Annotated in this window: 22 protein-coding genes and 1 pseudogene; 9 read left to right on the top strand and 14 right to left on the bottom strand. The window is 65.1% G+C overall.

Annotated elements, in window-relative coordinates:
* The 3 genes from cydB to OIE68_RS35060 all read right to left on the bottom strand — a co-directional run bounded on the left by cydB (position 1) and on the right by OIE68_RS35060 (position 3,692).
* Positions 1–1,032, bottom strand: a complete 1,032-nt coding sequence (gene cydB, locus OIE68_RS35070; protein WP_327095233.1) for a cytochrome d ubiquinol oxidase subunit II — start codon at positions 1,030–1,032, stop codon at positions 1–3.
* A gap of 76 nt (positions 1,033–1,108) precedes the next feature.
* Positions 1,109–2,599, bottom strand: a complete 1,491-nt coding sequence (locus OIE68_RS35065; protein ID WP_327095232.1) for a cytochrome ubiquinol oxidase subunit I — start codon at positions 2,597–2,599, stop codon at positions 1,109–1,111.
* Between the two features lie 175 nt (positions 2,600–2,774).
* Complete coding sequence (locus OIE68_RS35060; protein ID WP_327095231.1) at positions 2,775–3,692, bottom strand: aminodeoxychorismate lyase; 918 nt, start codon at positions 3,690–3,692, stop codon at positions 2,775–2,777.
* Between the two features lie 310 nt (positions 3,693–4,002).
* Here OIE68_RS35060 and OIE68_RS35055 point away from each other — a divergent pair, with 310 nt between their 5' ends.
* The 4 genes and pseudogenes from OIE68_RS35055 (at position 4,003) to OIE68_RS35040 (ending at position 7,319) form a co-directional block, all read left to right on the top strand.
* A complete protein-coding gene (locus tag OIE68_RS35055; protein ID WP_327095230.1) occupies positions 4,003–5,118 on the top strand; it encodes a folate-binding protein in 1,116 nt (371 codons plus the stop codon).
* A pseudogene (locus OIE68_RS35050) lies at positions 5,118–5,753 on the top strand (MOSC domain-containing protein); the annotation flags it as partial. The gene OIE68_RS35055 and the pseudogene OIE68_RS35050, both read left to right, overlap by 1 nt.
* Before the next feature lie 233 nt (positions 5,754–5,986).
* Complete coding sequence (locus tag OIE68_RS35045) at positions 5,987–6,931, top strand: asparaginase (RefSeq protein ID WP_040686371.1); 945 nt, start codon at positions 5,987–5,989, stop codon at positions 6,929–6,931.
* A 175-nt stretch (positions 6,932–7,106) separates the two neighbouring features.
* Positions 7,107–7,319, top strand: coding sequence for a DUF3073 domain-containing protein (locus OIE68_RS35040; RefSeq protein ID WP_040686370.1), 213 nt, complete (start codon positions 7,107–7,109; stop codon positions 7,317–7,319).
* A gap of 303 nt (positions 7,320–7,622) precedes the next feature.
* On the opposite strand, the gene purM is transcribed toward OIE68_RS35040, so the two are convergent.
* From purM to purF, 6 genes are all read right to left on the bottom strand, one after another.
* Positions 7,623–8,702, bottom strand: a complete 1,080-nt coding sequence (gene purM, locus OIE68_RS35035; protein ID WP_327095229.1) for a phosphoribosylformylglycinamidine cyclo-ligase — start codon at positions 8,700–8,702, stop codon at positions 7,623–7,625.
* Between the two features lie 132 nt (positions 8,703–8,834).
* The gene (locus OIE68_RS35030) at positions 8,835–10,520 is read right to left on the bottom strand and encodes an ABC transporter ATP-binding protein (protein ID WP_327095228.1); all 1,686 of its coding nucleotides are present in this window, start codon (positions 10,518–10,520) and stop codon (positions 8,835–8,837) included.
* Entirely contained in the window at positions 10,517–11,611 is a 1,095-nt protein-coding gene (locus OIE68_RS35025; RefSeq protein WP_419150834.1) for an ABC transporter permease, read from the bottom strand. Before OIE68_RS35025 ends, OIE68_RS35030 begins: the two co-directional genes overlap by 4 nt.
* Positions 11,612–11,646: 35 nt before the next feature.
* The gene (locus tag OIE68_RS35020; protein ID WP_419150833.1) at positions 11,647–12,657 is read right to left on the bottom strand and encodes an ABC transporter permease; all 1,011 of its coding nucleotides are present in this window, start codon (positions 12,655–12,657) and stop codon (positions 11,647–11,649) included.
* 119 nt (positions 12,658–12,776) lie between these two features.
* Positions 12,777–14,333 (bottom strand): ABC transporter substrate-binding protein, encoded by a 1,557-nt coding sequence (locus OIE68_RS35015; RefSeq protein ID WP_419150832.1) that lies wholly within the window; start codon positions 14,331–14,333, stop codon positions 12,777–12,779.
* Positions 14,334–14,730: 397 nt separating this feature from the next.
* Positions 14,731–16,290, bottom strand: a complete 1,560-nt coding sequence (purF, locus tag OIE68_RS35010) for an amidophosphoribosyltransferase (RefSeq protein WP_327101937.1) — start codon at positions 16,288–16,290, stop codon at positions 14,731–14,733.
* A 216-nt stretch (positions 16,291–16,506) separates the two neighbouring features.
* Here purF and OIE68_RS35005 point away from each other — a divergent pair, with 216 nt between their 5' ends.
* The gene (locus OIE68_RS35005; RefSeq protein WP_327101936.1) at positions 16,507–17,760 is read left to right on the top strand and encodes an ABC transporter permease; all 1,254 of its coding nucleotides are present in this window, start codon (positions 16,507–16,509) and stop codon (positions 17,758–17,760) included.
* A 10-nt stretch (positions 17,761–17,770) separates the two neighbouring features.
* Positions 17,771–18,832 carry an acyl-CoA dehydrogenase family protein gene (locus OIE68_RS35000; protein WP_327095226.1) on the top strand — a complete coding sequence of 354 codons (1,062 nt, stop codon included), beginning with the start codon at positions 17,771–17,773 and terminating at the stop codon, positions 18,830–18,832.
* A gap of 147 nt (positions 18,833–18,979) precedes the next feature.
* On the opposite strand, the gene OIE68_RS34995 is transcribed toward OIE68_RS35000, so the two are convergent.
* Positions 18,980–19,264, bottom strand: a complete 285-nt coding sequence (locus OIE68_RS34995; protein ID WP_327095225.1) for a hypothetical protein — start codon at positions 19,262–19,264, stop codon at positions 18,980–18,982.
* Between the two features lie 521 nt (positions 19,265–19,785).
* Between OIE68_RS34995 and OIE68_RS34990 the strand changes: the two genes are divergently transcribed.
* Together OIE68_RS34990 and OIE68_RS34985 are read left to right on the top strand one after the other, a co-directional pair.
* On the top strand, positions 19,786–20,685 hold the full coding sequence (locus OIE68_RS34990) for a helix-turn-helix transcriptional regulator (protein WP_327095224.1): 900 nt from the start codon (positions 19,786–19,788) through the stop codon (positions 20,683–20,685).
* The gene (locus OIE68_RS34985; RefSeq protein ID WP_327095223.1) at positions 20,682–20,891 is read left to right on the top strand and encodes a DUF397 domain-containing protein; all 210 of its coding nucleotides are present in this window, start codon (positions 20,682–20,684) and stop codon (positions 20,889–20,891) included. Before OIE68_RS34990 ends, OIE68_RS34985 begins: the two co-directional genes overlap by 4 nt.
* Before the next feature lie 226 nt (positions 20,892–21,117).
* Here OIE68_RS34985 and OIE68_RS34980 read toward each other — a convergent pair whose 3' ends face one another.
* The 4 genes from OIE68_RS34980 to OIE68_RS34965 all read right to left on the bottom strand — a co-directional run bounded on the left by OIE68_RS34980 (position 21,118) and on the right by OIE68_RS34965 (position 25,021).
* Positions 21,118–21,513, bottom strand: coding sequence for a sterol carrier family protein (locus OIE68_RS34980; RefSeq protein WP_327095222.1), 396 nt, complete (start codon positions 21,511–21,513; stop codon positions 21,118–21,120).
* A gap of 194 nt (positions 21,514–21,707) precedes the next feature.
* Positions 21,708–22,409 (bottom strand): hypothetical protein, encoded by a 702-nt coding sequence (locus OIE68_RS34975; RefSeq protein ID WP_327095221.1) that lies wholly within the window; start codon positions 22,407–22,409, stop codon positions 21,708–21,710.
* A 225-nt stretch (positions 22,410–22,634) separates the two neighbouring features.
* The gene (locus tag OIE68_RS34970) at positions 22,635–23,276 is read right to left on the bottom strand and encodes a CPBP family intramembrane glutamic endopeptidase (RefSeq protein WP_327095220.1); all 642 of its coding nucleotides are present in this window, start codon (positions 23,274–23,276) and stop codon (positions 22,635–22,637) included.
* On the bottom strand, positions 23,273–25,021 hold the full coding sequence (locus OIE68_RS34965; protein WP_327095219.1) for an alpha/beta hydrolase: 1,749 nt from the start codon (positions 25,019–25,021) through the stop codon (positions 23,273–23,275). The genes OIE68_RS34970 and OIE68_RS34965 overlap by 4 nt, the downstream gene beginning before the upstream one ends.
* A 376-nt stretch (positions 25,022–25,397) precedes the next feature.
* On the opposite strand from OIE68_RS34965, the gene OIE68_RS34960 reads away from it, so the two are divergent.
* Positions 25,398–25,688 (top strand): YiaA/YiaB family inner membrane protein, encoded by a 291-nt coding sequence (locus OIE68_RS34960; RefSeq protein ID WP_327095218.1) that lies wholly within the window; start codon positions 25,398–25,400, stop codon positions 25,686–25,688.
* The last annotated feature ends 10 nt before the right edge of the window (positions 25,689–25,698 follow it).

Here is a 25,698-nt window from a genome sequence, read left to right as displayed (position 1 = left end):
TCAGTCCTTGACGGCTTCCAACGGCAGGCCGACCGGCGCCGGAATCTGCTCGACCGTAATCCGTTTGCGGAACACCCAATACGTCCACCCCTGATAGCCCAGCACCACGGGCGTGACGACCACGGCCGCCCAGCTCATCACCTTCAGCGTGTACGGCGTCGAGGAGGCATTGTCGATGGTCAGGTTGAACATGTCGCTGATGGTGGACGGCAGCACATTCGGATACAGCGACCCGAACAGCAGCACCGTCGCCGCGGCGGTGGTGACCGCCGTGCCGACGAACGCCCAGCCGTCGCGCTCGGCGAAACTCGCCGCACCCGCGAGCAGCAGCCCGATTACGGCCAGCGCCAACGGAATCCAGGTCCATCCGGTTCCGTAGGCCAACTGCGTCCACACCCCGAACACACCTACCACGACCGCGGTCGGCGCCAGCAACAATCGCACCGTCTTCGCCGCATCGTCGCGCACCTCGCCGCCGGTCTTCAGCACCAGGAAGACCGCACCGTGCAGCGCGAACAGCAATCCGGTCGCGAGCCCGCCGAGCAATGCGTACGGCCCGAGCAGATCCCACACCGAGCCGGCCATGTGCTTCTTCTCGTTCAGCGGCACCCCGCGCACCACATTGGCGAATACCCAGCCCCACGCCAATGCCGGTACCCAGGAACCGATTCCGATCGCGGCATCACACCAGGCCCGCCACCGCGCATCGTCGATTTTGCTGCGATATTCGATGGCACAGACCCGCACGATCAGCGCGACCAGCACCAGCAGCAGCGCGAGATAGAACCCGGAGAACAGGCTCGCGTACCACTCCGGAAAGGCCGCGAACATCGCACCGCCCGCGGTCAGCAACCAGACCTCGTTGCCGTCCCACACCGGCCCGATCGTATTGAGCACCACCCGCCTTCGGGTATCGCTGCCCTTGCCGAGGATCGGCATCAGCATGCCGACCCCGAAGTCGAAGCCCTCCAGCACGAAGTAGCCGGTGAACAAGACGCCGATCAGCAGAAACCAGAACTGTTGCAGATTCATCGTCGGCTCCTAGATTTCGAACAAACTTGTCGGTGCCCCGCCGTACGGTGGTGTCGAACGAATTGTTCGGCACGCCTTAGTAGGCGAACGAAAGCTGCTCAACGTCTTCGGCACGGTCGCGGCCTCCTTCCCGCGTGTCATCCGGTCCGCCATCGGGCCGGGTGGCCGCGGGCGCTTCGGGTCCCGCGACCGTGTACCGCCGCATCAGGTAGAACCACACCACCGCGAGCGCGCCGTACAGCAGGGTGAACACCACGAGCGAGGTGATCACGGTGCCCGCGACGTGGTCGGAGACGCCCTGCTGCACCATCAGCCGCAGGCTCTGGTCACCGGTCGGATTCGGCGCGACAACCCATGGCTGCCTACCCATTTCGGTGAAGACCCAGCCCGCGCTATTGGCCAGGAACGGGGTCGGGATGGCGATCAGGCACAGCCACGAGTACCAGCGCTTATCGGTGATCCGGCCACCGCGGGTCAGCCAGAGGCCCACCAACCAGAGCAGGATCGCACCGGCCGACAGGCCGATCATGGCGCGGAAGGACCAGTAGGTGACGAACAGATTGGGCCGGTAGTCGCCGGGCCCGAACTTCGCGTTGTACGCGTGCTGCAGATCGGTGACACCGTCCAGGGTGACATCGCTGAACTTGCCCTTGGCCAAGTACGGCAGCACATAGGGCACCTCGAGCACGTGCGTCACGCTGTCGCAGTTGTTGTGCGTGCCGATGGTCAGCACCGAGAAGTCCGGATCGGTTGCGGTATTGCACAGCGACTCCGCCGAAGCCATTTTCATCGGCTGCTGTTCGAACATCAGCTTGCCCTGCACATCACCGGTGAAGAACAGCGCGACGCCGGCAATGACGATCACCCACAGGCCGCCGCGTCCGCCGGAGCGCCACATCGTTTGCGCCTCAGCGACTTTGGTCTCGTCACCGCTGCGCGCATTGCGCACCATCCACCAGCCGCAGATGCCGACCACAAAAGTTCCCGAGGTCAGGAATGCTCCGGCCACCACGTGCGGAAAGGCCGCCAGCGTCGTGTTATTGGTGAGTACCGTCCAGATGCTGGTGAGTTCGGCGCGCCCGCGCTCCGGGTTGTATTTGGCGCCGACCGGATGCTGCATGAACGAATTGGCCGCGACGATGAAGTACGCGGAGGCATTCACCCCGATCGCGACGAACCAAATCGTCGCCAGGTGCACCATTTTCGGCAGCCGGGTCCAACCGAAGATCCACAGGCCGAGGAAGGTCGATTCCAGGAAGAATGCGACGAGCGCCTCCAGCGCGAGCGGTGCACCGAAGACGTCACCGACGAAGCGGGAGTATTCGCTCCAGTTCATGCCGAACTGGAATTCCTGCACGATGCCGGTCGCGACACCGAGTGCGAAATTGATCAGGAACAGCTTCCCGAAGAATTTGGTCAGCCGGTACCAGTGCTCTTTGCCGGTAATCACCCAAGCGGTCTGCATGCCCGCCACCAGCGGGGCCAGACCGATCGTCAACGGAACGAAGATGAAGTGATAGACGGTGGTGATGCCGAACTGCCAACGCGATAAGTCCAGGACGCTCAAAACCGACCTCCCGCCGATCTACGACATTACGTAGTAAGAGTACGCCCGGGAAAGGATCCATCAAGGAGTCCTACGCCACGACACACCGGCGCAAGCCACCCTCAACGACCCGTTTTCCGAGCTCGCCGCGCACCCCTACACGTTGTAGTAGGACGAAGATCACGGCCCGGCGGCCTCACCAATCGCCGATGGCCCCGGCACGCTCCACTCCTCGGTCCACCAATTCGATGATTTCGGCCGCATTGTCCGGCGCCATCATGCGCAATCCGTCCAGTGAATTCACCCGCGCGGCGAGCGTGATGCTCGACATCAGCCAAACGCTGTCGCAGGTCAACAGGTCGGCGGTGAACAACGATTCGTAGCTGCACTTCCACCCCGCCTTCTCGGCCTCGGCGAACAGCGCGCGCTGGGTAACCCCCGGCAGTACGCCGTTCTTCGCGGGCGGGGTGATCAACTGCTTATCGCGCACGATCACCACCGACGAGCGCGGCCCCTCCAGCACCCGGTTCTCGGTACTGGTGAAGATCACGTCATCGGCGCCCATCCGCTGCGCGAACCGCAGCGCCGCCATATTGGTGGCATAGGAGAGCGTCTTCGCACCCAACAGCTGCCACGGCGCGGCCTGCGCCAGATCGACCGAGATCCCGCGTGATAGCGACACCACCGCGACGCCATCGGTGCGCGCCTTCTGCACCCGCAAGGGCACCGGCAGCACCAGCACATAGGAGGTCGGCACCGGCACCGCGGCCGCGAGATCGCCGGAGGTGACGCTGGACGGAGCCGACAGCTCGGTATCGCGCCCACGGGTGAGGACCAGCCGCATCAGGCCCTCGCGGTCGGTCCCCCATTCCTTCGTCGCCGCCTCGACCGCGTCTCGCCATTTACCCAGTTCGGGCTCGGGTAGATCGAGCGCCTGCGCCGAACGACGCAGTCGGCCTAGATGAAATTCGATCGCGCACGCGTCACCGGCACGAACCAAAACCGACTCGAAGACACCGTCGCCGCGCAGTACGCCGATGTCGTCGGCAAACAACAACGGCGCGTCCGGATCCTGGACGGCGCCGTCGAGTGTTACAAGAACTCGATCCACCATGGGTCGAGAGTAGGCGCTGTTCGTTGACCGCGCCTAGAACTGTGTTGGATTGGCAGCGGCTGCGGCACTGCGTGTTCGCGGCCCCTTCTTGTCTCGCGGCTGACCCTTTCGAGCGACCTGCAAGCAGTCGCTAGCGGCGTGGCCGAGACTCGCGACTTCGTCGCGTGCGCTTCGGCCACTCGGAAGCGAGACGGGCCGCGAACGTCGCTCGTAAGACTCGCTCCGTTGGGGTTGCTGGGGAGCGGACGTTCCGCAGCAGTCGACAGGCCGCTGAAAGCAAGCAATCGGGTTCGCGCTTAGAGTGGTTTACGTGTCCGTGGTCGTAGCACCCAGTCCTATCCTCGCTGTCCCGGGCGCCGTCGCGGGAGCGGCCGGTTCGCCGGATGCCGCCGTCGCCTGGCATTACGGGGATCCCTTCCGAGAACAGCGCGCCGCCGCGGAGCGGGTGGCGATCGTCGACCGGTCGCATCGCTTCGTCCTGAAAATCACCGGGGCCGAGCGGCTGACCTGGTTGCATACCATCACCAGCCAGCACATCGCGAACCTCGGTGACGGTCGGTCCGCCGAGAACTTGGACCTCGATCTCAACGGCCGCGTGCTGCACCATTTCGTACTCACCGAGCTGGACGCCACGGTGTGGATCGACACCGAAGGCGAGCACGGACCGGCGCTGCTGGAGTTCCTGGCGAAGATGGTCTTCTGGGCCGATGCCAAACCGGTCGAGGCCGCCGATCATGCGGTACTGAGCCTGCTCGGTCCACGCATTACCGAATTGACCGAAGCGCTCGGCATTTCCACCCTCCCGGAGACCTACGACGCGGTGCCACTGCCGGACGGCGGGTTCCTGCGCCGCATGCCGTGGCCGACCGCGGACTCCTTCGACCTGGTCATCCCACGCGACCAACTCGCCGACCGCTGGGCTCGCCTCACCGCCGCCGGCGCCGAACCGGCGGGCATGTGGGCCTTCGAGGCACTGCGCGTCGCGGCACTGCGCCCCCGGATCGGACTCGACACCGACGAACGGACCATCCCGCACGAGGCCCGCTGGATCGGCGGTGTCGCCGAACACGGTGCGGTGCACCTGGACAAGGGCTGCTATCGCGGCCAGGAAACGGTGGCCCGGGTGCACAACCTCGGCAAGCCGCCGCGCCACCTGGTGCTGCTGCATCTCGACGGCTCGGCCGACGAACGTCCGACAACCGGCGAGGACGTCACTGTCGGCGGGCGTGCTGTCGGCCGACTCGGCACCGTCATCGACCACTACGAATTCGGTCCCATCGCACTGGCTTTGATCAAACGCACCATCCCGGCCGGTACCGAACTGGTCGCGGGCCCGACTGCGGCCGCCATCGATCCGGATTCGGTCCCCTCCGAGGATGCACCCCAGGCGGGTCGGATCGCCGTCGACCGGTTGCGTGGCCGTTGATGCAGCCCGATAGCGCTCGGGTGCTTGCCGTGTGCGTCGTCCATGCCGAACTGGAGGTGCCGACCCGCGTCGGCCGGACGGCCATCGACAAGCGACCTGTTCCCCATCGCGTCGCCGCGCGTGCCCACGGTCTCGACGGCGATTATGTGTGCGACACCAAGCATCACGGCGGCGTGCATCAGGCCGTCTACGCCTACGCCGAGGAGGACGCGCGGCGCTGGGGCGAGGAACTCGGCCGCGAACTGCCCGCGGGTTGGTTCGGCGAGAATCTGCGCATAACCGGACTCCCGGTCAGTGATGCGGTGATCGGTGCGCACTGGACCATCGGAGACACCCTGCTCGAGGTGAGCGCACCCCGCGTGCCGTGCTCGACCTTCCAGCACTGGTCCGGCGAGTCCCACTGGGTCAAACGGTTCACATCGCAGAGCGATACCGGCACCTACCTGCGCGTACTCACCGAGGGCACGATCGGTGCGGGCGACGAGGTCCGCATCGTGCACACACCGGACCACGGCATCACCGTCCGCGACCTGTTCACCGGCCACGATCCCGACCTTCTCGCGATTCTGCTCACGACCGAACCGACCATCTCCGATGATGTGCGGATGCAGATCGAGCGTCACGGCCGCCGCCACGCCAATGCCGGCCGTGCCCGCGAGCGGCGGGTCGATCCGGCAAGCGCCCACGACAACCGGGTCGATGCGGCAAGCACCCACCAACACCGGGCCGAACCGGCAAGCACCCACCAACACCGGACCGAACCGGCAAGCACCCACCAACACCGGGCCGAACCCGCAAGCACCCACCAACAGCAGGTCGATGCGGCAAGCACCCACCAGCAGCAGGGCGAACCGGCAGGAGCCGAGCTATGACCGTCGAGCTGGTCGAGGTCGTCCGCTCCGGCTTCCGCGAATGCGTGCACAGCGGTTCGGTGGTGATCCTCGGCGCCGACGGCGAACCGACCCTCGCGCTCGGCGAGGTGCACGTCCCGATCTTCCCGCGTTCCACCAACAAGCCCATGCAGGCGATCACCTTGCTGCGCAACGGCTTCGAACCGCTCGACGATGCCGAGCTGGCCATCGCGACCGCATCGCACTACGGCGAACCGGATCACGTCGCGCTGGTCGAGCGTCTGCTCGACCGTTTCGGCTTCGACGAGAAGTCCCTTGAATGCCCGCCCGACCTGCCGCAGGAGGAGCGCGCACGGGCCGAGGCGCTACCCGAACCCCGTCGGGTGTACATGAACTGCTCCGGTAAGCACGCGGCCATGCTCGCCACCTGCGCCGTCAACGGCTGGCCCACCGAGGGCTATCTGGACCAGGCGCACCCGCTGCAACAAGCGGTGATCGCGACCATCACCGACCTCACCGGCGAACCCGAAACCGACCTCGGCATCGATGGCTGCGGACTACCGATCATCCCGGTCTCACTGGTGAATCTGGCCCGCGCGTTCGCGGCCATGGCGACCGCCGCGCCCGGCTCGCCGGAGCGGCGCGTCGCCGATGCGATTCGTGCCAATCCGCGAGTGATTTCCGGCACGAACGCACCCGATTTACTGACCATGCAGGCCACTCCCGGCCTGGTCTGCAAGATCGGCGCGGACGGTGTGCACGCGGGGGCGCTACCGGACGGAACGGCCTTCGCATACAAGATCGCCGATGGTCACGACCGTGCGCGAATCCCCCTGACGCTGGCCATTCTGCATCGCATGGGCGTCGAATGGACCGCCGCGCATGCCGAACTCGCGGCGCCGCCGGTGCTCGGCGGCGGTGCCAGGGTCGGGGTCATCCGAGCGATTCCCGGGGTCGTCTGAGGGGGCGGCCCGACGGCGACAACCGGGCAAACGACGCCACTTCCGGAGCTCTTCCGCCACTCCTGGAAGCGCGACCGCCTGACACACGCTAAAGTGTCTGTCAGGAAGAGTATTAATTCGAACGGGGCCGCCAACAAACCCCAGGCCGCCCCGCAGTGACGCGAGGGGGTCAGCCATGGGCCGTGGCCGGGCTAAGGCAAAGCAGACCAAAGTCGCACGCGAGCTGAAGTACAGCTCCGCGCCGACTGACTTCGCGAGCCTTCAGCGCGAGCTTTCGGGTAGCCCCACCTCCCAGCGGAGTGGTGGTGTGCTGTCCGATGAGCACGACGCGGACGAATCCTCATCCCGCTGGGATGAGGACGACGACTACAAAGACTGGCGCCGCTGACTCGGTAGACGACGAAGGGGGAGGCCGACGGGCCTCCCCCTTCACCCGTTGACGCCGCGTGACCGGACTAACCATTCGAGGCTTGCACAACAACAGCGTCCCGCATCCGACGATGCGGGACGCTGTTGTGAATTTCCGTGCGCGACAAACGGAACCACAACGCGCGAGTCTTACGAGCGCCGTTCGCGGCCCGTCTCGCGTCCGAGTCGTCGAAGCGCATGCGCCGCAGGCGCGAGTCTCGACGGCTCGGACGCGAGACACCAGGGGCCGCGAACACGCCGCGCCGAAGGCGCGGCCAATGATTCAGAAGCGCGGGTGCTCGCCGACCAGTACGGTGCGGACCGCGTCGGCGTCCTTGGCCTTCTTGACGGTGCCGAGGGTCCAGCAGGCGATGTGCCGTGCCGTCAGCACGGCCAGGGCCCGGTCGACGTCCTCGGGCGCCACCACGGCAACCATGCCGACGCCCATATTGAAGGTCTTCTCCATCTCGACCCGGTCGACCCGGCCGCGCTGCGCGATCATCTTGAATACCGGCGCCGGATTCCAGGTGCCGCGATCCAGTTCGGCGACCATGCCCGCGGGGATCACCCGGCCCAGATTCGCGGCCAAGCCACCGCCGGTGACGTGTGCGAAGGTGCGCACATCGGTTTCGGCGATCAGCGCGAGGCAGTCCTTGGCGTAGATGACCGTCGGCTCGAGCAGCTCCTCACCGAGGGTGCGGCCGAACTCCTCGACGTGGCCGGTCAACGACATCCGGTCGATATCGAGCAGCACCTTGCGGGCCAGGCTGTAGCCGTTGGAGTGCAGCCCCGAGGAGCCCATGGCGATCACCACATCGCCGGGACGCACCCGGTCCGGACCGAGCACCGAATCGGCTTCGACCACGCCGACACCGGTCGCGGACAGGTCGTAGTCGTCGGGATCCATCAGGCCGGGGTGTTCGGCGGTCTCGCCACCGAGTAGTGCGCAGCCCGCCCGCACGCAGCCCTCCGCGATACCGGAGACCAGTTCGGCCACCTTCTCCGGGACGACCTTGCCGATGGCGATGTAGTCCTGCAGGAACAGCGGCTCGGCGCCGCAGACCACCAGATCGTCCACGACCATGGCGACCAGGTCGAGGCCGACCGTGTCGTGCTTGTCCATCGCCTGGGCGACCGCGATCTTGGTGCCGACCCCGTCGGTGGAGGCCGCGAGCAACGGCTCGCGGTAGCCCCCCTTCAGTGCGAACAGCCCGGCGAATCCGCCGAGCCCACCCTGCACCTCGGGTCGGCTGGCCTTCTTCGCCAATGGCCCGAACAACTCGACTGCGCGGTCACCTGCCTCGATATCCACGCCGGCTGCGGCGTACGAGGCACTGGCACCACTGGGGGTCTGCTCAGTCATTTTCGGGGAGAGCTCCAAACCGAATCGGCGGATAGATGCCAGCTCACGCTACCGGAGCCGGATAACAAGCTTGCAGCGGACATAGCGCTGGATGGCCACCACCAGGACAAATGCGACGGTTCCCCCGTGCATTCAGTCAGCCTGCTCGGTGGCGAACAATGCAGCCGTCTCAGCGCGCCGCCGCCTTTGCTCCACCGGGTCGGGCACCGGCACCGCGGCGACCAGTCGCCGGGTGTACTCCTGCTCCGGACGACGCAGAATGCGATCACGATCCCCCTGCTCGACTACCGCGCCGTTGCGCAGTACCACGATCCGGTCGGCCAGCTGGTCGACGACCGCCAGATCGTGGCTGATGAACAGGCAGGCCCAGCCGCATTCCTGCTGCAGCTGACCGAACAGCTCCAGCACCGCCGCCTGCACCGAGACGTCCAGCGCACTGGTCGGCTCGTCGGCCACCAGCAGGTCCGGATCGAGGACCAGCGCCCTGGCCAGGCTGGCGCGCTGCCGTTGGCCGCCGGACAGTTCGTGCGGATAGCGGCGTTCGGTGCCGGCGGGCAGCTGCACGTCATCGAGAAGCTTGCGGACTCGCGCCCGGATCTCCGCCGAACTGCCCGCCTTGTGCACGATCAGCGGTTCCGCCACGCAGTCGCCGACGGTGAGCCGCGGATTCAGCGAGCTGGCCGGATCCTGGAAGACGAATCCGAAGCGGCGGCGAATCGGCCGCAGCTGCCGCTGCGACAGCTTCGCGATGTTCTGTCCGCGCACCTTCACGACCCCGGAGGTCGGGCGTTGCAAGGCCGCGACGCAGCGGCCGATGGTCGACTTCCCGGAACCGGATTCGCCGACCAGGCCGAGGGTTTCACCCGGCCGAATCGACAGACTCACATTGTCCACGGCACGGAACGGTGGTCGGCCGAACGGTCCGGGAAACTGCACCACCAGATCGGTCACCTCGAGCACCGGCTCGCCGGCGGCGACCTCCTCGACCGCACCGTGCTCCAACTGCTCGGTACCCAAATGCGGTACGGCCGCGAGGAGTTTGCGGGTGTACTCCTGCTTGGGCGCCGCGAACAGCTCGTCCACCGACGCCTGCTCGACCACCTTGCCGTCGCGCATGACCACCACCCGGTCGGCGATATCGGCGACCACGCCCATATTGTGCGTGATCAGCACGATGGCGCTGCCGATGCGATCGCGCAGATCGCGCAACAGTTCCAGGATTTCGGCCTGCACGGTGACATCGAGTGCGGTGGTCGGTTCGTCGGCGATGATCACCTTCGGCTCGCAGGAAATCGCGATCGCGATCATCACACGCTGCTTCTGGCCACCGGAGAGCTGATGCGGGTAGTAGTCCACCCGATGCTCCGGATCGGGCAGGCCGACCATGCGCAGCAGTTCGATCGCTCTGGCCTTGGCGGCCTTGCGGCTCATATCGCTGTGCGCCCGCAGTGCCTCGGCGATCTGATAGCCCACTGTGAACAGCGGATCGAGTGCGCGGCCCGGCTCCTGGAAGATCATCGAAATCGCGCCGCCGCGCAGCGCGGTGAGCTGCCGCTCGCTCATCGAGGTGACCTTGTCCGCGCCGAGGGTGACCAGGCCCTCGACCCGCGCGGTATTCGGCAGCAGTCCGATCGCGGTGCGCGAGCTCACCGATTTGCCCGAGCCGGATTCCCCGACGATGGCCAGCACTTCGCCGGGGAACACCTCGTAGGAGACATTGTTGACCGCGTATACGGGACCGGCGTCGGTGGCGAATGTGACCGATAGTGAGTCGATGGACAGCGCCGGACGCTTGGTCTCGGCTACCGCTTCCGTCATTGCGATGCTCCTTCCCCGGACGAGCCGTCTTTATCTGTGGCACTGTCCTTTTCGACCAGATCAAGTTCGGCGACGGTGAGTTGGGATGCGGGAACGTCCTTTTCGAGGACGGTGACCGAACCGCTCGCCCCGACGCCGAGGCTGTCGGTGGCGACCGTAGCCGGAGCGAGGGCCCGGCGGGTGCGCAGCAAAGGATTGAGGACCTCGTTGAGGCTCTCACCGACCAGGGTCAGGCCCAGTACGACCAGCACAATGGCCGTACCGGGAAAGATGCCGGTCCACCAAATGCCATTGGACACATCGGAAAGCGCCTTATTGAGGTCGTAACCCCATTCGGCGGCCTGGGTCGGTTCGATACCGAAACCGAGGAAGCCGAGCGCGGCCAGCGTCAGGATGGCATCGCCCGCGTTGAGGGTGACGATAACCGGCAGCGATTGGGTGACGTTGGCGAGGATGTGCCGGAACATGATTCGCGTGGTGGACGCACCGGTGACCCTGGCCGCGTCCACATACGGTTCGTTCTTCACCGCGACGGTCGCATTGCGAACCACCCGAAAGTATTGCGGCACATAGATCGCCGTGATCGCGACGGACGCCGACAGCACGCCGCCGAAGCTGCTCGACTGCCCACCCGCGACCACGATGGACACGACGATCGCGAGCAGCAGGGTCGGGAACGCGTAGATGGCGTCCATGAACAGTACGAGTACCCGGTCGAGGGCACGTCCGATGTACCCGGACACCAACCCCAGCGGTACCCCGACGACCAGTGACATCACCAGCGAGATCGCGATCACCAACAGCGCGGTACGGGCGCCGAAGATCACCCGGGACAGCACATCCTCGCTGCGCACCGAGGTGCCGAACCAATGCTGCCCCGACGGCGGTTGCTGTGCGACGAAAGCGACACCGTCCGAAGAGTTCTGGGCGAGCCCATACGGTGCGATCAGCGGCGCGAAGATCGCCACGAATATGAATACCGCGACGAGGCCGAGTCCGACGATCAGCGTCACCCGCTGCAATCCGGCGGTCATGGTGAACAGCCGCAATCCGGGGATCCGCCTGCGCTTCGTCGGCGGCACCGGCGGCATCACCAGTGGCTCGTTCGCCAATTCCGGAGCGGTCATCAGAACCTCACTCTCGGGTCGATCAGCGCGACGATGACATCCACCAGGAAGCTGATGACCGCGACGGCCAGCGCCAGGAACGCGACAATGCCCTGCACCGCGATGAAATCGCGCTGATGCAGGTATTCCGCGAGCTGATAACCCAGCCCCTTCCATTCGAAGGTGGTCTCGGTGAGCACCGCACCGCCGAGCAGCGTCGCGATATACATGCCCATCACCGTGATGATCGGGATCATCGCGTTGCGCACGGCATGTCGCCCCGTCACCACCCGCGCCGAAAGTCCGCGGGCGCGTGCGGCGTCCACGAATTCGCTGTGCAGTGTCTGGATCAGATTGACGCGCACCAGGCGCAGGAAGATCCCCGCTGTCAACAGACCGAGTGCGACCGCGGGCAATATCGCATGCTTCAGCACATCGATCAGATAGCTGTTGTCCCCGTAGAGGATTGCGTCGACCACCATGATGTTGGTCTTGGGCGAAACATGCTGCAGTTGCAGCTCGACGGAAGTGCTCGCCCGGCCGGCGACCGGCAGCCACTCCAGCTTCACCGCGAAGATCAGCTTCAGCAGCAGACCGACGAAGAACACCGGCGCCGCGTAGGCCAGGACGGCGAATAACCGAAGCCCGGCGTCGGCGGTCGAATCACGGTGTGTCGCAGCGTATCTGCCGAGTGGCACGCCGACCGCGAAGGCGACCAGCAGCGCCCAGAACACCAGTTCCAGGGTGGCCGCGCCGTAGGTTGTCACGACCTCGCTGATCTGCCGATTGTCCTGGGAGTGACCGAAATCCCCGTGCATCAGCCCGGAGATGTACTCCCAATACTGGGTCAGGATCGGCCGGTTCAAACCGGCTGCCTCCTTGCGCACTTCGATCTGTTCCTGTGTCATCCGTCCGCCCATCGCGGCGCTGATCGGATCGCCGATCACCCGCATCAGAAAGAACACGACGGTGACCAGGATCCACGCCGTCGGCAGGATCAAGAACAGTCGAATCACCAAATACCGCAACAACGCCAGCTGCCGGGAATCCCCACTCGACTTCCCGACCCATGACAGCCCGAAGCGCCGGGCCCGAACCGGTCCCCGCTTATCAGCGGTGGCGACGGATTCGGGCCCGGCTTCGCCGGATGTCACTTGCTCAGCACCGTGTATCGGAACTTGAACGACGCGTCGAGTGTGTCCGAAACACCCTTGACGCTCGGATTCGATACCGCGATCTGCTTACCCGACAGCAACGGCAGGGTCGGCAGGTAGTTCTGCGCGAGATCCTTCTGCACGTCCTCGATCAGCTTGATGCGCTTGGTTTTATCCTGCTCGGTCGTCTCCGCGGTGAGCTGCGAGGTGATCTTCGGCTCCTCGAAATGCGACTGCAGGAAGTTGTTGGGCGCGAAGAACGGGGTCAGGTAGTCGTCCGCGTCCGGGTAGTCCGGGAACCAGCCGAAGTGGTAGAGCGGGTAACCGTCGCGGGCCCGTTCCTTCTGGTAGGTAACCCATTCGGTGGATTGCAGATTCACCTTGAACAGTCCGGTCGACTCCAGCTGCGATTTGATTGCCGCGTACTCTTCGGAGCTGCTCGAACCGTAGTGATCAGGGTTGTACTGCAGATTCAGTTCCACCGGTGTGGCGACGCCGCCCCCGGAGAGGAATTTCGCCGCCGCATCCTTATTGGGCTTGGCTCCATAGAGATCCTTCAGCGGCTCGGCCGCACCCGGCATGCCTTGCGGCACATAGCCGTACGCGGGCTGATAGGTGTTCTTGTAGACACCCTCGGCCAGCGCGGGCCGGTCGATCGACGACGCGATGGCCTTGCGCACCGCCAGCTTCTGCTCCGGGGTGCCGCCCGGCATGGTGTTCAAATTGAAGACGATATAGCGCAATTCGCCGCCCGGACCGTCCTCCACCTTGACCTTGCTGTCCTTGCGCAGCGATTCGATATCGGTCGGCGTGAAGGATCGGTACGCGACGTCGAGTGCCCCGCTCTGCAGATCGAGCTTCATATTGTCCGAGGTCGCGTAGTACTTGGTGGAGACCTGCGAGGTCTTCGGGGTGCCCAGGATGCCCTTGTAGTCCGGGAACGCCTTGTACTCGACCAGCTTGTTCTTGTCGTAGCTGGCGATCGTGTACGGGCCCGAGTAGCCCTTGGTTTTCACCACTTCCTCGTCCGGCAGCACTTTGTCGGCCGGGAAAACCTTCTCGTCCACGATCGGACCGGCCTGGGTCGGCAGAATCGCGGGGAAGGTCTGATCGTTGGCGACCTTCAACGTGAAGTTCACCGTCAGGTCATCGACGATCTCGGTTTTCTCGAGATTGCCCAGCAGCGAGGCGGGACCGTTCGGGTCATTGATGCCGAGCATGCGATCGAACGAGAACTTGACGCTCTTGGAGGTCAACGGGTTTCCGTTGGCGAATGTCAGCCCCGACTTCAGCTTGCATGTGTACACCGTCGGCGAGCTGAACTCGCACTTCTCCGCGGCGTCGGGCTTCGGTGTGGCATCGCCTGGCGCAAAATTCAGCAGATACGAATAGATCTGGTTTTCGACCAGCAGCGATCCGTTGTCGTACGCGGCCGCGGGATCGAGCGAGAAGATCTTATCCGTGGTGCCGGCCACCAAACCGGCCCCGTCACCACCACCTCCGGTACGCCCCGAACCGCATCCCGCGATCGCGGAGACGGCCAGCGCCGCCATCCCGACCGCCGCGATTCGTCGCGTCCGGTTCCCTCGCCCAGGCTTCATCGAAACCCTCATCATCAGGCCCCACTTCTCGAGCGCGCCACACCGCGTGTGCTGGATCACAGGACCGCGGTGGGCACGGTGAACTTCCGATATGTCGGGCACCGTACCCACGATCCATTTCTGGGATGTTGCGTTTTCAAAGAAAAAATCACGACGGTGTTAGCCGACGTTGCGCATAGTGCGCGGGCAACACCGGATCACCGGACGAATGACCAGGTTCACTCCGAAATCGGCCCGCAGCCGTCTCGAGGAGGCCATGGCACACCCGCGGACAGATGGGCCTCGAGACTCGGTCCGAACAAGATCGAACCCCTCGGCTGCTGCCGAGGGGTTCGTCGATCGTCTTTCGTCAGGGGCGGCTCAGCGCACTCGCATTCGCGTTCTCGCTCAACAACATTGCCTCGGATTGGCCGGTGAGCATGCCCTCGAGCACGTTCTTGCCGATGGCCGCCTCGGTGGGCAGCGGGATCGGGTAATCGCCGTCGAAGCAGGCGCAGCACAGCCGCGAGCGCGGCTGCTCGGTGGCGGCGATCATGCCCTCGGTGGAGATGTAGCCGAGGGTGTCCGCGCCGATCGAACGTCGCACCGCCTCCACCATGTCGTCGTAGCTGTCATCGGCGCCCGCGCCATTGGCGATCAACTCCGCGCGCGAGGCGAAATCGATGCCGTAGAAGCACGGCCACTTCACGGGCGGCGAGGCGATCCGCACATGGATCTCCAGCGCCCCCGCCTCGCGCAGCATCCGGATCAACGCGCGCTGAGTATTGCCGCGCACGATGGAGTCGTCCACCACGATGAGCCGCTTACCGCGAATCACCTCGCGCAGCGGATTCAGCTTGAGTCGGATGCCGAGCTGGCGGATGGTCTGACTCGGCTGGATGAAGGTGCGCCCGACGTAGGCGTTCTTCATCAGGCCCTGCCCGTATGGCACACCCGAGCCCTGCGCGTAACCGACCGCGGCGGGGGTACCGGACTCCGGCACCGGAATCACCAGATCGGCCTCGACCGGATGTTCCTTGGCCAGGCGACGGCCGATCTCCACCCGGGTGGCGTGCACCGAGCGACCGGAGATGGTGCTGTCGGGCCGGGCCAGGTAGACGTATTCGAAGACGCAGCCCTTGGGTTCGGGATTGGCGAAGCGCATGGACCGCACACCGTCGGCGTCGATCGCCAGCAGTTCGCCCGGCTCGATCTCCCGGACGAAGGCGGCGCCGACGATATCCAGCGCGGCGGTCTCACTGGCTACGACCCAGCCACGCTCGAGCCGACCGAGGCACAGCGGACGAACACCATGCGGATCCCGCGCGGCGTAGAGGGTGTGCTCGTCCATGAAGGTCAGACAGAACGCGCCCTTCAGCGTCGGCAGCAGCTTCATCGCGGCCTGCTCGATGCTCGAATCCGCAGCGGCGTGCGCGAGCAGCGCGGTCATCACATCCGAGTCAGAGGTGGCGGTGATCGGCGTGGGACGACCACCGGAGACCGGCGGCATACCGATCAGCCCGAGTTCGCGTGCGCGTGCGCTCAATTCGGCGGTGTTGACCAGATTTCCGTTGTGGCCCAACGCAAGTCCGGAACCTACCGACGTGGTGCGGAAGATCGGCTGCGCATTCTCCCAGGTGGTGGAGCCGGTGGTGGAGTAGCGACAGTGGCCGATGGCGATATGACCCGGCATCGCGGCCAGGGTCTGCTCATCGAATACCTGGCTGACCAGGCCCAGATCCTTGAAGACCAGAATTTGTGAGCCGTCGGAGACGGCGATGCCCGCGGCTTCCTGGCCGCGGTGTTGCAGCGCATACAAGCCGTAGTACGTGAGCTTGGCCACGTCCTCGCTCGGCGCCCAGACTCCGAACACACCACACTCTTCGCGTGGTTCGTTCTCGACCTGATCGGGGGTAGTTTCGACCGGCATTTCGGCGTTGGTCACCGTTTGCTCCCTGTTCGGGCGGGCTGGGGGCAATAGCCATTCTACGGGTGGACGATGCGCCGCGATCACCGCCACCGGGTAGGCACAGCAATCGCGGAGCGACGCTGCCGTTTTTCCGCGCGGCACGGTGTTACCGTCCCAGCCGTGACGACTTCGGACAGTGCGCGCACCCGCGGGTCGGATACACGGTTGACCGCGCGCATGTGGCTGGTCCCGATCGCGGTACTGACGCTGTTCATGGCGCTGCTCGGCACGATGTATCTGGATTATGTCGTCGATCCGGAGCAGAACCTGCACGACTTCCCGATCGCATTGGTGAACCAGGATGTCGGCGATACGGTCGGCGGGCAGCAGGTGAATTTCGGCACACAGATCACCGATGCGCTGCGCCACGGCATTCCGGCGGACAAGGTCGATCTGCAGGTGCTCGGTATCAACGACGCCGAGCTGAAGATGCAGTCCGGTGCGGTGTACGGCACGATCCTTATTCCCAGCGATTTCAGCAAGCGCCTCGGCATTCTCGGCGTGGGCAGTGTGGTGCCCGGTGATATCCAGCGCCCGACGTTGACCCTGCAGACAAATCCGCGCAGTGGTGCGTTCGTCACCAATATCGTCACGACCATCGGCACCCAGGCGCTGGCCCAGGTGAACGAGCAGGTCGGTAAGAAGCTGACCGATCAGGTGAATGCGCAGTTGACGCCGCCGAGCGGCGGGGCCGCGCCCGAGTTGACAGGTGCGACGCGGGTGGCGCTCGCGGATCCGGTGCATATCGTCATCTCGCCGTTCCGTCCGCTGCCGTCCGGCACCGGACAGGGTTTGACGGCGTTCTTCTACGCGCTGCTACTTCTGCTCGCCGGACTGGTCGGCTCGATGACCATCCACACCATGATCGATGCCGCACTCGGATTCGTGCCCACCGAATACGGGCCGTGGTACGTGCATTTTCCGGCCACTCCGATCTCGCGGTTCAATACGCTGCTGATCAAATGGGGTGTGATGGTGATCACCGCGAATATCGTCGCGGGCGTATTCCTCGGTGTGGCCGGGCTGCTCGATATGCCGATCGACCATCCGCTCACGCTGTTTCTCTATAGCGCGCTGGCCATCATGGCGGTCGGGATCACCGGGTTGTCCATCCTCGCAGCGGTCGGTTCGGCGGGTTTGCTGATCAACCTGATCCTGTTCATCATTCTCGGGCTGCCCTCCTCGGGCGGCACCGTGCCGATCGAGGCGACGCCGAAATATCTGGGCTGGCTGGCGAAATTCGAGCCGATGCACCAGGTGTTCGTCGGTGTGCGCGCAATTCTCTACTTCGACGCGAACTTCCCGGCGGGGTTGTCCCGCGGGGTGTGGATGGCGGTGCTCGGGCTCTCGATCGGGCTGGTGCTCGGCACCGTCATCACCCGGTACTACGACTACAAGGGCCTACATCGGCGCGATCTGTCCCGCGGCTGAGGCGAGCCTCATGGCGACTGCGACCGGATTCGCGGCATGCACCAAGATGGGTCGTGTGAATTCGTGGATCGAACACGCGCGCTATCTGGCCGATGAGATATTCGCACCACAGGCCGACGCGGTCGACCGCACCGGCGAAATTCCCGGCACCCATTTCGACCTGCTCGCCGAGTACGGGTTCTACGGCGCGACGATGGCCGACGATATGGATATCGCTACGTTCACCCAGGCCGGTGAGATCCTGGTCGCCGGATGTCTGACGACCACCTTCGTCTGGGCGCAGCATCTCGGGGTCGCGCGACGGATCGCCACCTCACCGAATATCGAACTGCGCGAACGACTTACCGAGGATCTGCGGCACGGACGGGTACGCGCGGGTGTGAGCTACGCAGGCGCGAACGACCAACCCGGCTTGATCGCGCGCCGCGTCGACGGTGGGTATGTCCTCGACGGCACCGCGCCGTTCGTCACCGGGTGGGGTCTGGTGGACATTCTCGGCGTGATGGCGCGCGATGCGGACGACGAGGGATCGCTGATCAGCGTGCTGGTGCCCGCCGAACCGAGCCCCGCGGTACATGCCACCCCGCTCCCGCTCATCGCCGCCGACGCGAGCAAGACCGTGACGCTCACCTTCGACGGCGTCCAGGTGCCCGATTCCGCTGTGGACAACCGGATTTCGCTGCGCAGCTTCAACGCCTCCTTCATTCTGGCCGCCTGGCGCAACGGCGCACTCGCTCTCGGCATCGTGCGGCGCTGCCTCGGCGAACTCACCCAGCTCGGCATCGACACCACACCTTTGGCCGCCGAAGCCGCCCGCATCCGAACCGAACTCGACGATGCGCTCACCGGCCAGTCGGATGTCTACCTGGCTCGCGCCCGCGCGTCCGAACTCGCGGTCCGCACGGCGTCGGCGCTGGCGACGGCCACCGGTAGCGCGGCCGTCACGCGGGGCAACGTCGCCGAGCGCTCACTACGCGAGGCGACCTTCACGCTGGTCTTCGGTTCCCGCCCGGCCATCAGGACCGCGCTGCTGGACCGCCTGACCCAGGCCGCCGACACCGTCTTCCCTTAATCCTCGTATCCCTCAATGGGATTCACGCCAACCTTAGGAATTATGGGGGCACAGCGAGGATGCTCGGCTCCGAAACCTGTTGGGACAATGGCTGTCCCAGGCATCCTCTTACCCCTGTGGGGGACACTCGGGCGGGAAGGAAGTCTTTCAACTAGTGATGACGACTTCCAGGATTCGATCGAAGACATTGGTTCCCTCGTCCTCGTCGCTGTCCAGGATGGAGTCCAGCAGGGGCGCGTCGAGCAGACACATTGAGCCAATAGAGTTCTCGCGGGCACTGGCCAGGACTTCATAAATAACCGCAGCATAGATGCGGGCTTTGGACACGGTGAGTTTCCGTTTGCCCGCCATCGCGAAGATCCGCTTGTCCACCGCGTCGATGACTTCGCGGATCACTGCCGCTTCGACCTGCGCCTGCTCTGCGATCTCCACGATCAGAATCCGAAGCGGTTGCGGGGGTTGGTTCGAGGCTGCAGAAGGCCGTGATGCACCAGGTAGAGCTTGGCCTGAAGCTTGGCCGCGCAAACGGTTGTCGGGCACTCCTTGTGGTCTTGCATGATCGTGTGAGCGTGTGTGCTGCTATCGATCTCGGTTGCGCGGTGATCGAGAAGGGGGTCCACCTCGGCACTTCCCTCGGTTCGGTTGGTGCACCTGGTGACGGGCCGCAGGGGGTCGGCCACTGGAGGAAGCGGCGGTCGGTGCCGTTTCCCGGTGTCCCGCAGTACCCTTGAGCCGGGAGAGCGTTGGGGGTTCGTGCGGATTTCCGTTCACCAGGTGCGCATTCAGGAAATCACCAGGAATCGCGGTTTCACAGCATAAATGGACCGTCCAGGCAGATTCATCCGTTTGTCCAGCAAGACATCCGAACACGATGCACAGCTTGATCCAGGCAACTCCGATTCGTACACCCATCAACCAGGCGCATGCCATCCAAAGATTCGGGAGCAACGCTAATGACAGGCAAGAACCCGACCACAATCCCGCGCCGTCAGCTCGGACGCGAGCTGCGCGAGCTTCGGCATGGGGCAGGTCTGTCCATAGCCGACGCGGCACGTCTGATCGAGCGCGGGGCCGGAACGTTGCAGCGGCTGGAGAAAGGCGAGAGCCCCCGGATCCGCCAACTCGACATCGAAGCCCTGTGCAAGATCTACAGTGCGACCAACCGCATGAAGGCTCTCAAAGCCCTTGCCGCACAAGCAGACGAACGAACCAGACCCGTTGATGACTCATGCTGGTGGCAGCGCTACGAAGACCTGATTCCGGAGGACTTCGGAACATATCTGAGCCTGGAGTCCGCAGCAGCCAAGGTGATCATGTATCTGGCCGAAGTGGTTCCGGGGATCGTGCAGACAGCCGACTACGCGCGGGCACTGGACCGGTTGTTCTTCGAGTCCGACACGCCGATGGAGCTGGACCAGCGAATCCAGGTACGGATGCGGCGGCAAGCCGCCCTCACGCGCGGGATGTCCCCCGTGGAAGTGGATCTTCTGCTGGACGAGTCCGTCCTTCGGCGCATCGTGGGCGGGAAAAGGGTCATGGCCGCACAGCTCCGCAAACTGGCGGACACTCCGCCGAACGTCCGAGTTCGGATCGTTCCGTACTCGGCGGGCCTCCCGCTCGGCATCCCAACCGGACCGTACGTGATCCTGCACTTCCCCGCCGACCCGAACACTGAACAGCCTGTAGAGCCGACCACGGTTTACGTGGAGACCTACGGGTCTCGGCTGTACTACGACCGCGCGAACATCGTGGCTCGATATCTGGAGACGCACGAAACGATCGGCCGGGTAGCATTGTCCGAAGCAGACAGCAAGCGGCTGCTGAGGCAGGTAGCGAAGGAGTTCGAAACGTGAAAAACGTTGATCTGTCCGGGGCACGCTGGTTCAAGAGCAGCCGCAGCGGCGGGGGTGAGCATTGCGTTGAGGTCGCACACCTCGACGGAGGCATGATCGGCGTACGCGACTCCAAAGACCGCTCAGGTCCCGCGCTGATCTTCACCCCGGCCGAATGGGACGCCTTCCTCGCCGGTGCCAACCACGGCGAGTTCGATCGGCCGTAGCCCTGCCATTGAAACCCCCGGAGACTCTGGGGGTTTCGTCGTTTCTTGCCTGCCTTCGCTGGGCGCCACCCGCGCCCTTTACTGTCCCGACATTAACTCGCGCTAAAAGCTGCTCGTCGGTGTGCCACTTCAGCATTCAAGTAGACCGCACTCCGTGTGGCGCCGTGGACGGATGGCGAAACCCGAGGTGCCCGCACGTGGACGGTGCGACTGGCGTGGACGATCGTCAGTCTGCGGTGGCACGCGTGACGGGCAGCCAGTGGGCCACTTCGCCAGCTCGGCCGCCGGAAGCGCTGACCGCGCCCGATGCCACCGCAACGTCGAATTCGAGGAGGCCGGTGGCAAGCAAAAGCCAAGTGCGCGGGTCGGTTTCGACGACATTCGGCGGCGTGCCCCTGGTGTGCCGTGGGCCCTCGATGCACTGCACGGCCACGAAAGGTGGGACGCGAACCTCGACGGAGTGGCCGGGTGCGGCGGCGGCGAGGGTGCGAACGGTGGTGCGGACCGCGGCGGCGAGTTCGGGCCGGGCGGGTGCGGGCGTCGAATCGTCGCGCAGCCAGGCACTGACCGCCGCGACCGCCGCGCGTAGTTCCGTTGGATCCACCCTTGCTCGTCCTGCCACGATGCCGAGAATACTGGGAGGCGACTGGCCTCAGCGCCCGTGCTCTTGCCCGAATCCGGGGGATTCCCGCCGGGCGAGAATGCGCTGCTGCTAGACGAGTGTGGGTCGGTCGCTCAGCGGATGGTGTCTACGCTTCGGGCCGGTTGAAGTCTCCGTTTTGCACGCTCGTCGTGAAGGCGTGTGGGCGAGGCCCATCAGCGGGTGGCGGACCAGACGGTCACCACTGCCGTGTAGGCGTGGATGGCGTCGCTGAGCGAAAGTTCGGTAATGAAGGCGACGCGATTGGCCGCGGTCTTGACGCAGTAGCTGCTGTTCTTGCTGATGGGTAGGGATTCGACGCCCTGGGTGACGATGAGGTCCGCGCACTGTTGCCGGGTCGGCTTGGTCGGATTGGTCCAGGACGCGATGGTGGGCTCCACGGTAAGGAAGTCGCCTCGCAGACCGTAGAGCGTGGCTTCGGAGAATTTCTTGGACGAAGAGTAGTTGTAGCTGGCCCACGTGCTGGCGCCATTGTTCCCGGATACCACCCTGGGCGGGACGGAGTCCAGGTCGAGGTAGGTCAGGTTGACCGTGCCGGACCACCGAACGTCCTCCGACGAGGTCGATGTCGGGGAAGTAGCTGGCGCGGAGACAGTGGTCGGTCGGTCGGCGGGCTCGGTCCGGGATGCCTGCTGGGCCGGTGTTGGGGACTGTGCGGAGGAGATTCCGTCCTGCTTGGCATCGAAGGCCTTGTCCGGTACGAGGATGATCAAGCCGACGATCAAACCGGGAATGACCGGCAAGAGCATCGCAGCGAGAACGGGGTGGCGACTGACCCAGCTGCGCCGCTCAGGGGGAACTTCCTGCTGGGGTCGGCTCGAGTTCGGAGAGTCCTCGTCGTGCTGGTCGTCCCCCATGATTTGCCTGGTCTCCTTTGCCGTAGCTGACGAAAACCTCGCGCCTGTGTGAGTGTGTCCCGAGCACTGAGTACCGCAGCCATGCTGATATAACGCCCTTCAATTGTCAATGGCGGCAATAAGTTCGGTCGTAACAGTCAGTTATGCCTGTCCGGACTCGTTGGCGCCGGCATGGGTGGTTCGGCCACAAGCTGGGAGCCGCTACGTGGCAGCGGCTGCAGCCGGTCAGCTGCTCGGCGAACGAGCCGCGGCGAGGTGCGGCGCGAGTGCACCACCGACGTTCAGGGCGAAGTGCAGCAGCGCGGGGGCGATGGCACTGTCCGTGCGGCGGCGCAGCAAGTCGAACACGAGGCCACCGGCTGCGGTCGCGGCAATCGTTGCGGGAACGTTGTCGCCTGCGGCGCGGGCGGGATGGATGTGCCAGAGGCCGAAGGCCATCGCTCCGGCCAACGCACCGCCGCGTGACCCGAACCCGTTGTCCAGCAATGGATTCAGTGTTGCACGGAAGATGAGTTCCTCGCTGTAGACGGTGCCGATCGGGATATGTACCCCGACCCACTCACCGAGCGGGACGTCCGGAGCCCGGTCTGCGAACCCACCGAGACGATCACGCAGCGCCGGAATAGCAACAGCCGCACCATAACCGGCGGCGATCACGCTCGCCGAGGCGAGTCCGTAACCGAGCCCACGCACGGACAACCAGTTCGGTCGGCCGCGAAATGCCAGTGCGTAACCAGTCGCGAATCCGGCATTGGCTGCGGTGCGGCCGCGCAGATCCAGCTTCGAGCGCGGCAACAGCCAATTGCTCCATGCCAATGGAACACCAACGGCGACAGCGGTTTTCGCAACGCGCCCGATAACCGTCATTTGATCTCACGCTCGTAGTCCTCGGCGGCCTCGATCTCGGCCCGGATCTTGTCGGACTGTTCCACGGTCCAATACGGCGGTGCCGCGACGGCGATCCAGCCGTCCAATACCAGACTGCCGTACCGGTGCCCGTGCCCGTCGGCGACGCCCTGCGCATTGGACAGGTCACACGTGACCTGCCAGAACGTGACGAACGGCCACCAGCGCATCTGCGATGACACATCGGAGCCGCGCGGTTCGGAGAGCCAATCCGGTTGGGAGAAGATCAGATCCGAGGACCACCAGACGATCGGGTCGGAGGCGTGCTGCAGATAGGCGATGCGCGGGGCCCGCCATTCGGTGGTCGGACGCGCGAGATCGGCACTGTCGGAGGCGAATCGGACCACCAGACCGTCGGCGTACACCGGTTCGACCTCGCGCGATCCGGGATCGCGTCGCGAAACGAACTGCTCCCACAGTCGATTCGAATTCGGCGGCCCGACCCACAGCGCACCGTCGACCTTGGAGCGCAGATCGGCGAGTCCGTCGAAGGCCGCCTCCGAGCCTTGTGAGCCCAGACTCTCGCCGTACACGAGCAGCTTCGGCCGCGCCCCCTCCGGCCGCGCCGACCAATGCTGGTACACCGCGTCGAACAGCTGCTTGCCCGCATCCGATGCCTTGCCGCGGTCCGCGAGGAAGGACAGCCCGCTGGGCAGATACGAATACTGCGAGGCCACGGTGGCGGAATCGCCGCCGTACATGTACTCGATGGCGCCGGCCGCCATGGAATTCACCCATCCGGTGCCGGTCGTGGTGACCACCACCAGCACCTTCCGGTCGAAGGCGCCGGTGCGCTCCAGTTCGGAGACCGCGAGCTCGGCCCGCGCCGCACCGCTCTGCGCAGACTCCAGACCCACATAGGCCCGGATCGGCTCGCGCGCGGGCTTTCCGGTGATCGAGGTGATCCGGGCCGCGGAGGGACCGTGCGAGACGAACCAGCGGCCCTCGAATCCGAGCGAATCCCATTTCGCCAGCGAGGCCGGACTGCCCGACCGCTCGGGCTGCACCGGCTGGACGGCATTCGGCGAAGTGTGATCGTTCTGCACACTGAACGCGGAGTTGGCCACCGCGAAGAAGGCGCGCGAAGCGACGCCGTTGAACAGCGTGACGGTCAGCACCACCAGAACCAGGAATCCGGCCGATGGCGCCAGCTCGCGCGGCACCCGCACCCAGCGATTGAGCTGGCGGGCCAGGAATCGAATGATCTCGCGCAGCGTTCGATACACCGCGACCACCCCGGTCCCCACCGCGATACTGAGCAATCCCGTGCGCAGATACGCGGGGGTAGTGGTGCCCTCCATGCCCATCAGCGCGGTGATCTCGCGCTGCCAGCGGGCCGACTGCACCAGCATGAAGGCCGCGGTGACGGCGGCGGTGAGCAGGATCGCGGACTTCACCGCATAGCGCACCCAGGTCGGCGGCGAAATCCGGTCGCGCAGCAGCTTGGCCAGCCGCGGCCGGACCCAGAGCCGGAACAGCCACTCCAACAGGCAGCCGAGGCCGTAGCCGAGCGCGGCATTGATGCCGCTGATCAGGCCCTGGAACAGCCAGTCGCGCGGTACCAGCGACGGCGTCACCGAGAGTGCGAAGAAGATCGTCGCGAAGACCAGCCCGACATAATTCAGATCGATGATGTCCTCGGCACGCCGCACGACCACGACGCCGCGCGCACGCAGCTTCGTCAGGGTGGTCGTGGTTTCGAGCATCGGTCAGCGGGACGGCGCGATGCCCGGATCGTGGCGGTAGGGATCAGGCACGGGCGTCGACAGGTCCGTAGCGATCATCACTCGAACAGTATGCGGGTGCGCGCGGATCAACGGGGTGTTGCCTGGAGCACCATGCGATATTGCGGGCGCAGATCACAGGGCCGCCCGGCCGACTCGACCGACACGATTCGCGAATCATCCAGCGGCAGTGTCACTACCGTGTGGTCCGGCAACTACCCAACGCGCTCGAGTAGTTGTACGCGGTTGCGCAGCGCGCCGAATCAGCAGACTTCATATCCATGAGTGAGCGAAGCGAACGAATAATGTGCCGGCGCGCCTTGCGCATGCCGGAGCCGAGCGTCAGCGAGGCGCAGGCATGAGCAATCCCAACGCCCGCCCGAAAACCTCTTCGGCCTTCCTCGCGCAAGCCGCGATCGCGTTCGGCGTCAGCTTCTTCGGAACCGGCGTCGGCATCTTCTACCTGCCACTCGATATCGCACAGCGCGGCTTCCTCGGCATGTCCGTACTGTTCCTGGTGTCGAGCGCCTTCACCCTGGCGAAGGTCGTTCGCGACCAACAGGAATCGGCGACCATCAGCCGCCGCTTGGACGAGGCGCGGATGGAAAAGCTGATGGCGGAGCACGATCCGTTCAAATCCGTCGCCTGATGGCGCGCAC

It is taken from the genome of Nocardia vinacea (genome assembly GCF_035920345.1).
GTDB classification, from domain to species: domain Bacteria; phylum Actinomycetota; class Actinomycetes; order Mycobacteriales; family Mycobacteriaceae; genus Nocardia; species Nocardia vinacea_A.
Note: the sequence above shows the minus strand (reverse complement) of the source record. Positions and strands in the feature narration are given on the sequence as shown.